The organism is Streptomyces sp. NPDC056883 (assembly GCF_042788835.1).
Taxonomy (GTDB): Bacteria; Actinomycetota; Actinomycetes; order Streptomycetales; family Streptomycetaceae; genus Streptomyces; species Streptomyces stoeckheimensis.
Genome location: NZ_JBHUBS010000029.1, coordinates 37025 through 50178, shown reverse-complemented (window position 1 = coordinate 50178; position 13154 = coordinate 37025). Strand labels below are relative to the sequence as shown.

15 protein-coding genes and 1 pseudogene are annotated in these 13154 nt (G+C 68.1%); 11 read left to right on the top strand and 5 right to left on the bottom strand.

Annotated elements, in window-relative coordinates:
- Window positions 1–99 precede the first annotated feature (99 nt).
- The 3 genes from ACFRU2_RS39405 to ACFRU2_RS39395 all read right to left on the bottom strand — a co-directional run bounded on the left by ACFRU2_RS39405 (window position 100) and on the right by ACFRU2_RS39395 (window position 2619).
- Window positions 100–1506, bottom strand: a complete 1407-nt coding sequence (locus ACFRU2_RS39405) for a sensor histidine kinase (protein ID WP_382981125.1) — start codon at window positions 1504–1506, stop codon at window positions 100–102.
- A complete protein-coding gene (locus ACFRU2_RS39400) occupies window positions 1503–2189 on the bottom strand; it encodes a response regulator transcription factor (protein ID WP_382981123.1) in 687 nt (228 codons plus the stop codon). The genes ACFRU2_RS39405 and ACFRU2_RS39400 overlap by 4 nt, the downstream gene beginning before the upstream one ends.
- Before the next feature lie 202 nt (window positions 2190–2391).
- On the bottom strand, window positions 2392–2619 hold the full coding sequence (locus tag ACFRU2_RS39395; RefSeq protein WP_382981122.1) for a hypothetical protein: 228 nt from the start codon (window positions 2617–2619) through the stop codon (window positions 2392–2394).
- Between the two features lie 504 nt (window positions 2620–3123).
- Here ACFRU2_RS39395 and ACFRU2_RS39390 point away from each other — a divergent pair.
- A complete protein-coding gene (locus tag ACFRU2_RS39390) occupies window positions 3124–3891 on the top strand; it encodes a pentapeptide repeat-containing protein (protein WP_382981120.1) in 768 nt (255 codons plus the stop codon).
- 281 nt (window positions 3892–4172) lie between these two features.
- On the opposite strand, the gene ACFRU2_RS39385 is transcribed toward ACFRU2_RS39390, so the two are convergent.
- Complete coding sequence (locus tag ACFRU2_RS39385) at window positions 4173–5222, bottom strand: DUF5677 domain-containing protein (protein ID WP_382981118.1); 1050 nt, start codon at window positions 5220–5222, stop codon at window positions 4173–4175.
- Between the two features lie 735 nt (window positions 5223–5957).
- Here ACFRU2_RS39385 and ACFRU2_RS39380 point away from each other — a divergent pair.
- The gene (locus ACFRU2_RS39380; protein WP_382981146.1) at window positions 5958–6734 is read left to right on the top strand and encodes an NUDIX domain-containing protein; all 777 of its coding nucleotides are present in this window, start codon (window positions 5958–5960) and stop codon (window positions 6732–6734) included.
- Here ACFRU2_RS39380 and ACFRU2_RS39375 read toward each other — a convergent pair.
- Window positions 6718–7848: an XRE family transcriptional regulator gene (locus ACFRU2_RS39375; protein ID WP_382981116.1), complete on the bottom strand. Its 1131-nt coding sequence runs from the start codon at window positions 7846–7848 to the stop codon at window positions 6718–6720. The genes ACFRU2_RS39380 and ACFRU2_RS39375 overlap by 17 nt on opposite strands.
- A gap of 624 nt (window positions 7849–8472) precedes the next feature.
- On the opposite strand from ACFRU2_RS39375, the gene ACFRU2_RS39370 reads away from it, so the two are divergent.
- From ACFRU2_RS39370 to ACFRU2_RS39330, 9 genes and pseudogenes are all read left to right on the top strand, one after another.
- Window positions 8473–8742 carry a DUF6284 family protein gene (locus ACFRU2_RS39370; RefSeq protein WP_382981115.1) on the top strand — a complete coding sequence of 90 codons (270 nt, stop codon included), beginning with the start codon at window positions 8473–8475 and terminating at the stop codon, window positions 8740–8742.
- The gene (locus tag ACFRU2_RS39365) at window positions 8739–9011 is read left to right on the top strand and encodes a hypothetical protein (protein WP_382981113.1); all 273 of its coding nucleotides are present in this window, start codon (window positions 8739–8741) and stop codon (window positions 9009–9011) included. The genes ACFRU2_RS39370 and ACFRU2_RS39365 overlap by 4 nt, the downstream gene beginning before the upstream one ends.
- 56 nt (window positions 9012–9067) lie before the next feature.
- Window positions 9068–10072 carry a hypothetical protein gene (locus ACFRU2_RS39360; RefSeq protein ID WP_382981144.1) on the top strand — a complete coding sequence of 335 codons (1005 nt, stop codon included), beginning with the start codon at window positions 9068–9070 and terminating at the stop codon, window positions 10070–10072.
- A pseudogene (locus ACFRU2_RS39355) lies at window positions 10069–10392 on the top strand (RRQRL motif-containing zinc-binding protein); the annotation flags it as partial. The gene ACFRU2_RS39360 and the pseudogene ACFRU2_RS39355, both read left to right, overlap by 4 nt.
- A gap of 82 nt (window positions 10393–10474) precedes the next feature.
- Window positions 10475–11095, top strand: a complete 621-nt coding sequence (locus ACFRU2_RS39350; RefSeq protein ID WP_382981112.1) for a hypothetical protein — start codon at window positions 10475–10477, stop codon at window positions 11093–11095.
- Between the two features lies 1 nt (window position 11096).
- On the top strand, window positions 11097–11312 hold the full coding sequence (locus ACFRU2_RS39345) for a hypothetical protein (RefSeq protein ID WP_382981111.1): 216 nt from the start codon (window positions 11097–11099) through the stop codon (window positions 11310–11312).
- A 688-nt stretch (window positions 11313–12000) separates the two neighbouring features.
- On the top strand, window positions 12001–12471 hold the full coding sequence (locus ACFRU2_RS39340) for a hypothetical protein (protein ID WP_382981110.1): 471 nt from the start codon (window positions 12001–12003) through the stop codon (window positions 12469–12471).
- 8 nt (window positions 12472–12479) lie between these two features.
- A complete protein-coding gene (locus ACFRU2_RS39335) occupies window positions 12480–12872 on the top strand; it encodes a hypothetical protein (protein WP_382981109.1) in 393 nt (130 codons plus the stop codon).
- A gap of 24 nt (window positions 12873–12896) precedes the next feature.
- The gene (locus ACFRU2_RS39330; RefSeq protein WP_382981108.1) at window positions 12897–13118 is read left to right on the top strand and encodes a hypothetical protein; all 222 of its coding nucleotides are present in this window, start codon (window positions 12897–12899) and stop codon (window positions 13116–13118) included.
- The last annotated feature ends 36 nt before the right edge of the window (window positions 13119–13154 follow it).

The window sequence follows — 13154 nt, the reverse complement described above, 5'->3', positions numbered from 1 at the left end:
CGGGCGCAGCCCGGGGAACGGTGGAAGGGCGGGTAGGGGACTCCGCCCCGCAGGGCAGCGCCCCGCAGGGCAGCGCCCCGCAGGGCAGCCCCCACCCACTCAGCCCCGGGCTGCGAAGGTCAGCCGGAACAGCGCACCCCCGCCCGGGGCGGCTTCGGCCACCAGCTCCGCCTCGTGCGCCCGCGCAATCTGCCGAGCCATCGCCAGCCCCAGCCCAGACCCCGGCAGGGCCCGCGCCGCCCCCGCCCGGTAGAACCGGTCGAAGACGTACGGCAGATCCCCCTCCGCGATCCCCGGCCCGTGATCCCGTACGGTCACCTCCGCCCCACCGTCACCGTCCCCCCGCACCACCAGGCCGACCTCCACCTCCGCCCCCGCCGGGCTGAACTTCGCCGCGTTGTCCAGCAGGTTCCCCAGCAGCCGGCTGAGCCGCGCCGGCACCCCCGCCACCACCACGGCCTCCTCCGGCGACGGCCCCCGCACCCGGAACGCCACCCCGGGCCAGTGCGCCCGCGCGGCCCCGACGCAGTACTCCACCAGCGGAGCCAGCCGCACCTGTTCCACCAGCAGCTGCGGTTCCTCGTCGCGGGCCAGCTCGATCAGGTCGTTGACCAGCCCGGTCACCTCCCGCAGCTGCCGCCCGAGCGCCAGCGAGGCCCGTTCCCGCTGCTCCGCCGTCAGCCGGTCCCCGCGCGCGAGCAGCTCCGCGTTGGTCCGCAGCGCCGTCAGCGGGGTCCGCAGCTCGTGCGAGGCGTCCGCGACGAGCCTGCGCTGGGCGGTGACGGACTGTTCCAGCTCTCCCAGCATGGTGTTGAAGCTCCCCGCCAGCCGGGTGACCTCGTCCTCGCGGCCGCGCCCCGGGGGCGGCAGTTCGATCCGGTGCCTCGGGTCCCTGGTGGCGGCGATCCGTTCGGCGGTGGCGGTGAGCCGGGTGACGGGCGCCAGCCCGGTCCGCGCCACCCAGTAGCCGAGCAGCGCGGCCGTCAGCACGCCCACCGCCGCGGTCAGCGCCAGCCACCACGCGGCCTGCGCGATGCCGTCCTGCACGGTGTCCGCCCGCAGCGCGACCTGAAGGGCCCGGCCCTTGCCGTAGTCGGTGGTCAGCATCCGCGCCGGATGCCCGGCGTGCACGATGGCGGTGTAGTACGGGGCCCGCGTGCCGGCGGCCACCTCCCGCGCGGCCGGGTCCACCGGCAGCAGGTACGGCGCACGGGGGTCGCGCCCCGGATCCGCCGGCACCACCTCGGCGCAGGCGGGCGCCGCCCGGAACCGGCACTCCCCGGACAGGGTCCCGGGCCCGGAGTCCGGGTTGCGCTGGGCGGCGAGGCGGGCGGACTGGGTCAGGCTGAGGTCGAGCTGCCGGTACAGCGCCCCGCGCACGACGAGGAAGGCCGCCGCGCACACGCCGAGCGCGACGAGGGCCACCGCCGCCGTGACGGCGAGCGCCAGCCGGGTCCGCAGCGGCCGCCTGCGCCTCCACCGTGCTCCGAGCCGCCGCCCGCTCACGCGGCGTCCAGCCGGTAGCCGACCCCGTGCACGGTGTGCACGAGCCGGGGCTCGCCGCCGGCCTCCAGCTTGCGGCGCAGGTAGCCGACGTAGACGGCCAGGGAGTTGGAGTCCGGCCCGAAGTCCCGGCCCCACACCAGTTCCAGGACGAGCTCGCGCGGCAGCACCTGCCCGGGGTGGCGCAGGAGCAGTTCGAGCAGCGCCGACTCGGTGCGGCTGAACTCCAGCGGCCGCTCCCCGCGCCGCCCGGTGCGGGTGGCGGGGTCGAGCACGAGGTCCCCGTACCCGAGGAGCGCCCGTCCCCCGGCCGGATCGTCGGGGGCGGCCCGCCGCAGGAGGGCCCGTACCCGGGCCACTAGCTCGTCGAGCGCGAACGGTTTGACCAGGTAGTCGTCGGCGCCCGCCTCCAGCCCGTCGACGCGGTCGCTCACCGCGTCCAGGGCCGTGAGGACGAGCACGGGCGTACGGTCGCCCACCGCGCGCAGTTGCCGGCACACGGCGAGCCCGTCCATCACCGGCATCATCACGTCGAGGACCACCGCGTCCGGCTGCCAGAGGGCCACCTCGGACAGCGCGGCCAGCCCGTCGGCCGCACCGCGCACCTCGTACCCCTCGACGGCGAGCCCGTCCTCGACGGCGGCCCGCACCTCGGGCTCGTCGTCCACCACCAGAATCCGCTGCATACGGCAAAGCCTCCCAAATGCTCCGGGAGTACCTCTTAGAACCTTCTTAAGTCGGAGACAAGAGCCGCCTCAGGAACCGGCGCCGCGCACCCCGCGCATCCCAAGGGTTCTGGCTCCCCACCGTCCATGACAGTCCAGGCAGATCCGGGTTGTGCTGCCTGGGGTGGCTCCCTGATTGGCTCCCCAGGGCCGCCCCTTGCCCTCAGGCGTCGGGGCGCTTCCAGACTTCGGGGCCGCCGCCCTGCCAGGTGATCGGCCCGTCCTCGCTCAGGTCCACGTCCTCTAGGCCGGCGCGGCGCAGAAACTCGGCAACGTCCTTCGGCGTCTGCGCACGACCGAGGTCCACGTCCACGCCGAGCGCATGAACGGTGACCTTCCGGCCCCCCTTCGGGGACACCGGATGCACGATGATTTCCGTCTGGTCCGACACGCCCCTAGCGTGCCGTGTCAGCGCCAGTGCGGCACGCCGAGCGCACGGTCCGGCCGACGGCGCGTCCGGGGATCCACACCCAGAGGCGGCCGGTGCGGGCGACTGTGGCCGCTGGTGGAGCAGGCAATCCACCCACGGCTCCGGAGGCCCCGTGCATCTCTTACTTTTTCGCAGGCCAAGTACCAAAAGCCGACTTGCCGTGTCCCACAGTCCACAGATGGGCCGTGAGCGCTGCAGCCTGGCCTGCAGGTGGTGACATCTACTCCGTAGGCTCCGGCAGCATCCTCTGCCGACAGTCACAACGTCGTCGCAGGTTCGCTGGTCGCTGTTCTCCGGTCTTGCCCATTTCGTTGCCGCCCAGCGGCGTAATGTCAGCAGTCGCCTTTTGCCTTCCTCCGAGAAGCGCACAGACCGTTGAAGGGCCACCCGCCTGCGGGTCGCAACTACCCCCATTCAGCCCAATTAGATTGGACCAGACGCAAGGTTTCGTGCGTCCCTGGGGGCATGGAGAATGCCGGAAGCCAGAGAGATAATGATGGGCGGTCGGTTTGGGAAATCATCGGCCCCATCATCGGCGGGATTGCCGCATCTGGGATCGGTCTATTTTCGGCAGTGATCCCACTTCAGCATGACATCGAAGAATTGAGCGAGACCCGCAGCAAGAACATTGCCGACAGAATGAATGACGCGGTGGACCACCTTGGCTCTGACGCCCAGGATGTGCGCCTCGGGGGCATCCATGCGTTGCGGCAAATCGCAGAGGAGGCACCGGAAGAACAGCCGGACATTGTGAACCTTCTCGTCGCTTTCATTCGAGTGCACGCGCCGATCCCAAAGACTCCTCGCAACCCGCTAAATCCGCCCGATCCCGATGTTTCTGGCGCACTCTCGGTTATTGCCGGTCGCAATGTCGCCGCAGACGATGGAAAAGTAGTGGAGATTGAACTATCTCAGACGGATCTCATGAATTTGACCCTATTCAAGGGAACCGACTTGAGAAAGGCGAAGTTTGATAATTCGAACCTTTCTCACATGTATCTCTGGGCAAACCTGTCGGGTGTTCGCTTCAGAGGTGCGAATCTACATTACGCCGACATGAAGAAAAGCGAGAATCTCACTGTGGAGCAGATCGTCGAGGCGTGTCCGACCAGCCAGACCCTCCTCCCGCCGAACCTGGCCGAGAGTGAAGAGATTCAGGAACGAGTTCGAGCTGTGAAAGAAAATAGAATTACTGAATGCGCTAAATGGCAAGCCTCTCGACCCGTCAGCTAGGCGTGGGGTCTTCCTCCAGCCCGCCATTCACTGCTGCACCTAGAACGCACCCGCGGCAACGGCACCCACGGCGCCGGCCGCATCGTCTGACGATGTCCTTCTGTAACGTAGCTCTAGCCAGACCGGTCAGCGACGGTCATACCGGCCGCTTCAAGGCCTCGCCGAGTCGTTGACGATCAGGTGTGGTTGCTGTGGTTGCGGTACGCCGCTGCTGTACTGCACGAGGGGGCACGAGCCACCAGGGGCGCCCCACCCGGCTAGGAGCCCCTACTGAACTCCCTCTATTTCTCGCGAATCTTGAATTCTGCGTCAGCGAATTCCTCGGACACCTTACGTCGCAGAGTGTCAAGTGATTTCACCGTAACGAGATCAACGAGGTCCGAATCACCAAATCCCTGAATGACCAACGAAGCAGTTACCTGATATAGAGAATTGATCGCCATAGAAGCCGGCTCGGCGAAACCCGCGTCGGTTTTCCCAATACGCAGGATGCGCACACCTCTAAATTCATGCACATTCAGGTCAATACCCCTGGCCCCCGAATGCACCTCGTTGCTCGCCCACTGATAATAACCCCTCATGTGGGCCATTCCCGCCCTATCCTCAAGGGCGCGGAAATTATCATTAGGGCAATACTTCTTAGCCCACCCATAATCGCGACTGAAGTCGGCACCATGCTTGATGAGCATCTCGCGATAACGCTGCTCAAGGCGATCCAGAAGGCCGTCCTCTAGGGGGATTACCTTGAGGGCGACATAGTCTTCTTGGTACTGCTTGGCATTTCGCAGCTGGGCGACGATCCCGTGATCCAAGAACCTCAGGCCCAAATCTCCATGGATAGGGTCGCCCGCACACGAGCCGATCACGCTAGCGGTCACAGCAAACTCGTGAAGCGTCCGACAGCGCGCCAAGGCTCCTTCAGGGAAGCCGCTGGCGAGTAGAGCGAGCACCTCGCCTGTCACGCGGCAAGCCTTGGCGTGAATCTCGACCAAGGCCTGAAGGCTGGCTCGCCGATTCTCATCCAAAGCACCTGTCGGCTTCTTCAGGACCTTCTCGCCCGCTTCTTTGCAACACGCCTGCGTCATGATAAATAGACTGAACGCCTTACCCCAATGACGCTTCAGCTTTCTATCGAAACCTGCACTCATCCTACGGTTGACACTGAACGCCCGCCTGTTACGGATAACCCGCTCCGCGACCTTCACTCCGAAGGTGTCGGCGAATGACTCAACGGCACCTTTGGCGAATTCGGCAACCCGCTCCTCACTGACGTCGGGATTGCCCTCCGTCTCTAGCGCGTTGATTACATACTCGGAGAAAAGATTCTCCATGCTCGAACTTCTCCGGAATGAACGAAGCAGCATCCAACCCTCCAGGACTTGCACCCATCCCAAGGTACGCGAGGCTGAAGATTCTCGGCCACCAAATAATCGAAACTGATGCCACGCGAGCGAATTCTTCCTCAGGCCGTTGCTAGAGCCACCAGCAAGTCACCCCCCAACCTCAACCCTCCACGGGCCGGCACCCGCCCATGGCGCCCCCGCATCCCGGAGCCGGAGGCCCCCGCCGGAGGCATGTCGGTGAGTAATGGCACCGCGGGCCCGTATGGGGACTGCCTCATGCCTTTGGGCCTATCCCGTCTTGCAGGGGCGGGCGTCGGCTCAGCGGGGGCGGAGCGGGCCGAAGGCAGGAGCGTCGCCCCGAGCGGAGCCGGGAAGCCCGCCCGGCGGAGCGGAGCGCAGCCGGGTGCTTGATGCAGCGGGGAAACTCTTAATCAACGCCAACCGCGAAGGCCTTCAAGACTGATCGCTTGGCGAAACTCACCTCCTCCCTCACCTGGGGCCTTTGGCTCCGTCGCCTACCCTCGGGGCTCCTGCTGGCCAGAGGTTGGCCACGACCACGATCATTTCGCATGTCCGTCACCCGCCCTGGGCACTCTCGGAGGTGCCGACCTTGCGATGCCCTCACGTCAGATCAGGAGAGAGATGAGCATGGCTGAGCCCTCCGCGATTCCCCCCGACTACGCTGGTCGTCACCAGCCGACGAATGGGGAGAGTGCTCTGAGGATGGGACCGAAGTCGACGAGGGTCTACCAGACGATCCGGTCTTGGATCGAGTCGGGCAAGTACAGCCCCGGCGAGAAACTTCCCTCCGAGCGGACCATGAGCGCTGAGCTAGAGATCGGCCGTACCGCCCTCCGCCAGGTACTCGCGCGACTGGCGAGCGAGCGGCTCATCAGGGCGTACGACCGCAGTTCGTACCGAGTCGTGGGTGGTGAAACCGTCACCACGCCGGCAGAGCTGGAGCCATGGACGATCCATGGCAGCAGGACGGTCTACGAGAACCAGTGGGTGAACCTCGACCTCGTCGACGTCGAGCCGCCCGGGGTCGAGCGGTTCGAGCACCACGTGGTGCGCCTCCACCATGTGGCGATCACGGCTGTGATCGACGAGCAGCAGCGCGTACTGATGCTGTGGCGCTATCGCTTCGTCCCGCAGCAGTGGGGCTGGGAACTTCCCGGCGGGATCGTGGACGACGGCGAAGACGCGGCGGCCACAGCGGCTCGGGAGACCGAGGAAGAGACCGGCTGGCGCCCGACGAACGTCGAGCACGTCGTGACGTACCAACCAATGATCGGCATGGTCGACTCACCGCACGAGATCTTCGTGGCACGGGGTGCGGTGAAGGTGGGCGAACCCACAGACATCGAGGAGGCCGGGACGATCGCCTGGGTACCCCTGGCGGACATCCCCACCCTCATGGCCGAAGGGAAGCTCATGGGGTCAGGAACCCTTGTCGCCCTCCTTCACGTCCTCGCGTCGCGGGCTACAGCCGCCCCGTAAGCAGCTCCACACGCCGGCGATGCCGCACGGACCCCGTGCGGTTCGCCAGCAGGCGCGCCTGCTGAAGGTTCGAGCGGGCCTCGTCGAACTCGCCGCGGGCAAGGTGCGCCTGCGTCAGGTCGCTGTGCAGACCTGCCTTGGCACGGACGAACGTAGGGTCCGTTGTCTGGAGCGATACGTAGAGGTCGTCCATGGCCGAGCTGTCGCCCAAGAGTGCCAGTACGTTTCCCCGCCAGCGCGCCAGGTGGTCAGCGTTCAGGAAGATGCTCAGCATGTCCGGGTCGCGGGCATCCGCACCTTCCGGCAGTGAGGCCGCCGCCCGGTCGAGCGCGTCCCTGGAACCGTCGTGCATGCCGGCAGCGGCGCACAGTTCAGCTTCAGCCGCGCTCAGCCATGCCCGAAGGCGTGGTGACTGCCGCTCCGCATGCGTACGCTGCGCGTCGCGAATCAGCTCCACCGCCATCTCGGGTCGGCCAGCATCACCCAGGACGTATGCCTGCTCGCCCATGGCGTGAGCCAAGTACTGGGGCGCGTCCGCATCCTGCGCGGCCCGTTTCGCCAGTTCGTAGTGCCGCCAGGCGCGCTCCACGGAACCGGCGTCCAGCGCCTGCCAAGCCGCCAATGTCGCTGCCCCGGCCAATGCCGTCGCGATGGGGCGACGCGTTCCCGGCAGGACGGCGAAGGTGAGCGCCTCCTCCATCCTCGCCAGATGTCCGCCCATCTGGTCCACCAGGCCGGATGCACCCATCTGCCGGTCCATGGTCCGCAGTAGCTCGGTCTGGTCCATGAAGGTGCTCACCATGGAGTCGCTGACGCTCCGCGCCGAGTCGATCCGACTCAACAGGTCCTCGTAGCCGTCAGCTTGCTGGGGGGCCGCGTGTGCACGCTCCCCGCCCAACTCGGCGTCCGTGACCCCGAGCAGCGGCCGGAGGATCACGGCGTATCGCTCCGTGATGGCCCGCCGGCCGTTCTCCCACTCCGACACGTAGGTCTTCAGACTCGCACTGGAGGCGACGTTCACCATGTGCTGCCGCGCGTAGCGCTCGATCTCGAAGATCAGCCGCTCCTGCGACCATCCCCGCGCCGTACGAACGTCTCGTAATCCCTTGCCCACGTGCATCGCCTCCGATGGCCGTGCCACCTGCGAGGGCTTAAGCGAATCACCGCAGATGGGAGCGGGTTAACACCCTTGAGGTTAACCCCTGTTGGCTACCGAGACCCCCCGCCTAGGCCGTTTCCTGAAGTCACACCGGAACAACACGGCAAGCCCCGAACGAACCAAGGGCTTGCATCTGGTGCGCACCAGATGCCATTCTTTTGGTGCGCACCAGATGACCCGCAAGGGTTCCAGTGCGCACCTGCCTGGACCGCCTTACACGGCGCTCAGGCGCATGTATGGCCAGGGGCCCCGCGTTGGACGGGGGGAGGGATGCCGGACAGTCGTCCGCCGAGAGGCGGCCGATCCCTTGTCAGTCCGGACGGCAGGTCTCTGCCTACCACGGGGATTGCGAGCTGTTCCTAACCGGCAGTCCGCCCCCGAAAGAGACATCGAACGATCTACCGCCGCGGCCTTGCGCTGCGGCCGGTTGCCTCCTCCGCCCGTCTACCGCTCCGGCGTTGAACGGACGGGGTCGCAGGGAGCCGACTACGTCCGCTCCACCCGCAACGCAGTGCAGCCCCCGGCGTGTCCGCGCCGGGGGCTGCTGAGTCCCGTTCCTCTGTAGAAGGAGCAAGACCCATGAAGTCCATCGCTGCACTTCAGAACCGCGTTACCCCGTGGTCGGACGGCCTGGAGCCGACCGACGCGGAACTGACGGCCGTCGAGGCTGAGATGCCCGTGATCCTGGCCGAGGTCGAGTTGCTGGATGCGCTGATCGTCCTGCTGTACCGGCCGGCGTCGGAGTTCGACGGCCGCCGGATCCGCCGGGCCCACAACCGGGTGCTGACCGCCCGTCGGGACGCGGCCAACCGCGCCGCCGGTACGCAGGTCTCGGGGGACGCGGCATGAACGAGCGCACCGAATCGACCCACGTCGACCTGCTGGACGCGATCGTGGATGCACTGGACCTGCCGCTGCCCTCGATCGCGCAGGCGGACGAGCGGCTCTACTACAGGCTGCTGGAGCGCCGGGCGCTCGCCGTGCGGATCACCCTCAGGGCGAATCGGACCGTCAGCCGGGACCCGCAGCTGGCCGCGGACGCGATCCGCATCCGGACCGCCGAAGAACCCGTCACCTACGCCCTGTACAAGGACGTGAAGGACGGGGGAGACCGGTGACCGGCCGCCCGCTGACGGGAGCCCAGAAGTTCGTCCTCGCCATCGCGTTCGCCCCGATGCTCGCCACGGGCGCGGCCGGCGGCTACGGCACCTACTCCAACATCAAGGGCGCCTACAACTCCGGCACCGCCCTCGGCGCGGTCGCCGCGGGCGAAGGTGCGACCGCTGTCCTGGCGCTCGTGTTGCTGGGGCTGACGATGCTGGGGCAGTCCTCCCCCGCGGTGGTCCGCGCCGGGCTGTGGGCGCTGCCGGCCGCCGCGTCGGTCATGTCCGCCGTCGCCGCCCCGGACGGGCCCCGCACGATCATCTACGCGATCACCCCGCTGGGCATGTCGGTCTCGGCGGAGGGGATGGCCTTCCTGGCCCGCCGGATCGTGGTTCACGTCGACGGCCGTGACGCTGAGGCGGAAGCCCGGGCGGCGACCGTGGTCCAGGCCCTGGCCTACCACCGCGCCCGCGCCGCCAACCACCCCGACGCGAAGATCCGGGAGCGGTCGGACCGGACGTCGTGGCGCCTGGCCCGAAAGGTCGGCACCACAGACGTCACGCTCGGAGCGCGGCTGCTGGACGTCCAGCGGGAGCGGATCGCCACCGGCGCGGACGTCGCCCTCGGCGACATGTTCGCGATCACCGTCACGCCCCCCGCCGGATCCGTCACGGGTGGCCGTGACGCCGTTACGGCGGCCGTGACTCCCGCCCTCCCCCCGGCACCCGAACCCGGCCTCGGGGAGGTGGCCGTCACGGGTGGGCGTGACGGGGAAGACACGCAGGTCAACGCCCCACTGACCGGTCTGGGCGGGGAGGGCGTCACGCCTGCCGTCACGCCCGTGACGCTCGACGAGGTCGCCGCCATCGCCGGAGTCTCCACCCCGCTGATCGGGGAGGCCCTGACCGACGAGCAGATCGTGGTCGTCCTGCGGTTCCTGCGCTACTCCGCCGACCCGCCGCTGTCCTACCGGCAGACCGTCACCGCGTTCCGCGAGTCCGGATTCACCGGCGGCGAAGCACGCATCCGCGGCGCCTGGGCCACCCTCATGGCCCAGGAAGAGAGCCCCCGATGACCGCCCTCCCCGTCTACACCTGGCGCCTGGCCCCCGACGGCCTGGCCACGCGAAGGCAGTTGCGGGCCGCGGGCCTTCGCCCGGGCGGACAGGACGTCGTTGCCCAGGTGGAGCGGCCCCGCTACCGGCGCGGGCCGCTCGTTGCCTTCCTCTACCGGATAGAGCTGGCCCGCCCGGTCCGGCCGATGACGCCGGCCAAGGCCGCGGCTCTGGCGAAGGCGAACGCGGCCCGCCGGACCTGCCCCACCTGCCGGGCCGATGCCGGGTACGTCATCCCGGCCTCGCTCGGCATGTGCGTCCCCTGCGCCTACTCCGATGACACGCCGCCTGAACCGCCCCCGGCTTACCGGGGACGGGCTTCACCGACCGCACCCACACAGCACTGGAAGGAGGAACCCCGCCATGCCCGGAATCGACTGGGACGAGGAGTTCACCCGCATGAACCCCGAGACCGCTGAGAAGCCCAGCACGTCGTCCAAGTTCTCCGTCAAGCTCGGCGGGGTCCGCCGCAACACCGCCGCTCTCGCCGTGTGCGGCACGATCGCCGTCCTCGCCGTGTGCGGAACGGTCGTGGCCGTCACCAGCATGCAGAGCGACCAGGCCGCCCAGGACCGTGCGCGGGCCCAGGAGAACGCCGCGAACGCCCTGGTCGAGGTCGAGGCCGACAAGCAGCGGGCCCAGACCGAAGAAGCCGCGGCCAAGACCCTCTACGAGCGGGAGATGGCCGTCTACCTGGAGTGCATGAAGGTCCGGGCGGCGGCCGTGGCCAAGGCCTCCTCCTACGACGTCTCCAGGATCGCCTCCTGCACGGCCCCGACCCTCGGCGGTGCGGCCCCCAAGAAGCAGGAGACCACCACCGAGGCCGGCGACTCCATCACCGCCAGCCCCTGGCTGTGGGTGGCGCTCGTCGGCGGCGGCGGCCTCTTCGCCTACAAGAAGCTCTCCACGCCCGCCAGTTCCTCCGGTTCCAGCGCTGCCGTCTCCGCGAACAACAAGGGATTCACCTTCGAGAAGGGTGCATGAAATGACGCTCCAGTTCTTCGCTCTCGCGCTGTTCTGCTGGGCTCTGTTCTTCACCTTCAAGAAGACCAAGGGAAAGCAGATGGCGATCTGCATCATGCTGATCGTCTCCGGGATCTTCCTGCCCTACACGCCATTCAGCGACGAGATCCGAGGCACCCTCGAATCGGTCTTCAACACGGCCAACACCACCGTCAGCAACGTCGGCACGTCACGCTAGGCGACCAGCCGCACGGTTACCGGTTACCGGTTACAGGCCCCAGACACCGCCCTCGCCCCCACCCAGGGGCCCCGAAGCGGCGTCCGCAGGGGCTGTAACCGGTAACCGGTAACCGCTCACAACTACACAGTGTCACTGAGGGAGGCTCATGGAACTCCTCATACTCCTCGCCATCACCTACCTCGTGGGCGTCGACAACACGCACGACAAATACGAGAAGGCGGGAATCAAGAAACCCTCGCCGAAGTCGAAATCCAAATGGGAGCCGACCAAGGCGCCGGACACCTTCCGAAACGCCTCCTATAACGCAGCCGCGAAAACACATTACGGACTCCTCGCGGGCGCCCACTGGGCAGGTGGCCTGCGCGACGGGTGGCGCTCCGCCTACCTGAATAAACCGAAACCTGCGCCCTCCGGTTCTTCTTCAGGCCCGGCGCCTTCGGGATCCCCCGAACCCCTGTCGGGGGCCACGATTCCGCCGAAGCCCACCACGCCCCCGACGGCTTCAGCGCCGCCGCCGAAGCCGACCTCGGCCACCGCGCCACCGCCGGAGGCGACCGCACCCCCGGCACCGCCGCCGCCGGCCACTCCTCCCACGTCCGCGCCGGGGCCGACGACCCCGCCGCCCGGCACCGTCCCCCCGCCTCCGACCGTCACGCTCCCCGACCACATCCGGAAGGACCCCGCGATGCAGCCCAACCCGCCTGTCCCGCACACCGCGACCGTCGACGACAAGGGCGTCCACGTCACCACGGCCGCCGGGAAGTCCCGCACTTACAGCAGCGGCGAGGTCATCAACCTCACCCAGGTCATCGACCTCGCCGAAGGCGCGGCCACCCTGTGCCAGTCCAGCGCGGAGGCCGCCCTGGAGCTCGTGGACGAGTCCACGGAGCTCGCGGCGGACTGCGACGTGCTGATCGCCGAGATCACGGAGAAGGGCGTCGGCGCCAACCTCATCGGCAAGTGCGAGCACCTCAAGGACCAGCTCGACCTGCAGGCCGCCGCTGCCAAGAAGTTCCACGACCAGATCCAGGGCGGCGAGGAGGCGTGCCGGACCGCGTCGCAGAACGCCGAGGTCCGCCACGGCGGCATCTTCCGCGCGGTGGCTGACTCCCCGCTGACCCAGCCCGCCGAGCGCGACTTCTACAACGCCCGATAGGAGACCGCATGTCTGTCACCGAATCCCTCAAGGATGCCGCGAACTACGCGGTGCTGCGTACCAAGCTCGCCTGGCTCACCCACCAGGTCCACGTCCACGGCGAGACCGTCACCAAGCTCGCCGCCGATGTCGACGAGACCGCGGAACAGATGCAGGACGCCTCCGAAACGATGAAGGCGCTCGCCGTCGACGATGCGACCACCGCCGAGTTCGCGGAGGCCGCCCTGACCATGACCGGCGCCAAGGAAGCGGCGGGCGAGTACAACTCCGCGGCGGACAGCGCGGCCGCGGCTGCCGACGACGCGAAGACCACCGTCGAGTCCGACCACGGAGGCATCGCCGACGCCGTGGACACCTCCTCCGTCGAGATGGCCGAAGCCGCCTTCTACGCCCAGCAGTAACTACCTGTCCGAGGAGTGTTCGAGATGACGTACTTCGAGACGACCTACACCGGTCAGATCGTCCAGGACGGTCGGGCGGCCACCTGCCCGCGTTGCCGCCACACCACGGGGCTGACGATCTGTGGCCGGGCCGGAGGCGTGGGATCGCTGCGCTGCCGGTGCGGTCGCACCTTCGCCTTCCCGGCCGGGTTCGACGCCCGCCAGCGCCTGGCCCAGGCCATCGGCGACTCCCGCCGCACCCACTGACCACCAGTCACCGGCACGCACCAAGGAGGAAGGGAC

Bases quoted from the DNA above. Each gene is read 5' to 3' on its own strand.
- ACFRU2_RS39400 (WP_382981123.1), bottom strand. From the start codon at position 2,189: ATGCAGCGGATTCTGGTGGTGGACGACGAGCCCGAGGTGCGGGCCGCC.
- ACFRU2_RS39390 (WP_382981120.1), top strand. From the start codon at position 3,124: ATGGAGAATGCCGGAAGCCAGAGAGATAATGATGGGCGGTCGGTTTGG.
- ACFRU2_RS39385 (WP_382981118.1), bottom strand. From the start codon at position 5,222: ATGGAGAATCTTTTCTCCGAGTATGTAATCAACGCGCTAGAGACGGAG.
- ACFRU2_RS39380 (WP_382981146.1), top strand. From the start codon at position 5,958: ATGGGACCGAAGTCGACGAGGGTCTACCAGACGATCCGGTCTTGGATC.
- ACFRU2_RS39370 (WP_382981115.1), top strand. From the start codon at position 8,473: ATGAAGTCCATCGCTGCACTTCAGAACCGCGTTACCCCGTGGTCGGAC.
- ACFRU2_RS39365 (WP_382981113.1), top strand. From the start codon at position 8,739: ATGAACGAGCGCACCGAATCGACCCACGTCGACCTGCTGGACGCGATC.
- ACFRU2_RS39360 (WP_382981144.1), top strand. From the start codon at position 9,068: ATGCTCGCCACGGGCGCGGCCGGCGGCTACGGCACCTACTCCAACATC.
- ACFRU2_RS39350 (WP_382981112.1), top strand. From the start codon at position 10,475: ATGCCCGGAATCGACTGGGACGAGGAGTTCACCCGCATGAACCCCGAG.
- ACFRU2_RS39345 (WP_382981111.1), top strand. From the start codon at position 11,097: ATGACGCTCCAGTTCTTCGCTCTCGCGCTGTTCTGCTGGGCTCTGTTC.
- ACFRU2_RS39340 (WP_382981110.1), top strand. From the start codon at position 12,001: ATGCAGCCCAACCCGCCTGTCCCGCACACCGCGACCGTCGACGACAAG.
- ACFRU2_RS39335 (WP_382981109.1), top strand. From the start codon at position 12,480: ATGTCTGTCACCGAATCCCTCAAGGATGCCGCGAACTACGCGGTGCTG.
- ACFRU2_RS39330 (WP_382981108.1), top strand. From the start codon at position 12,897: ATGACGTACTTCGAGACGACCTACACCGGTCAGATCGTCCAGGACGGT.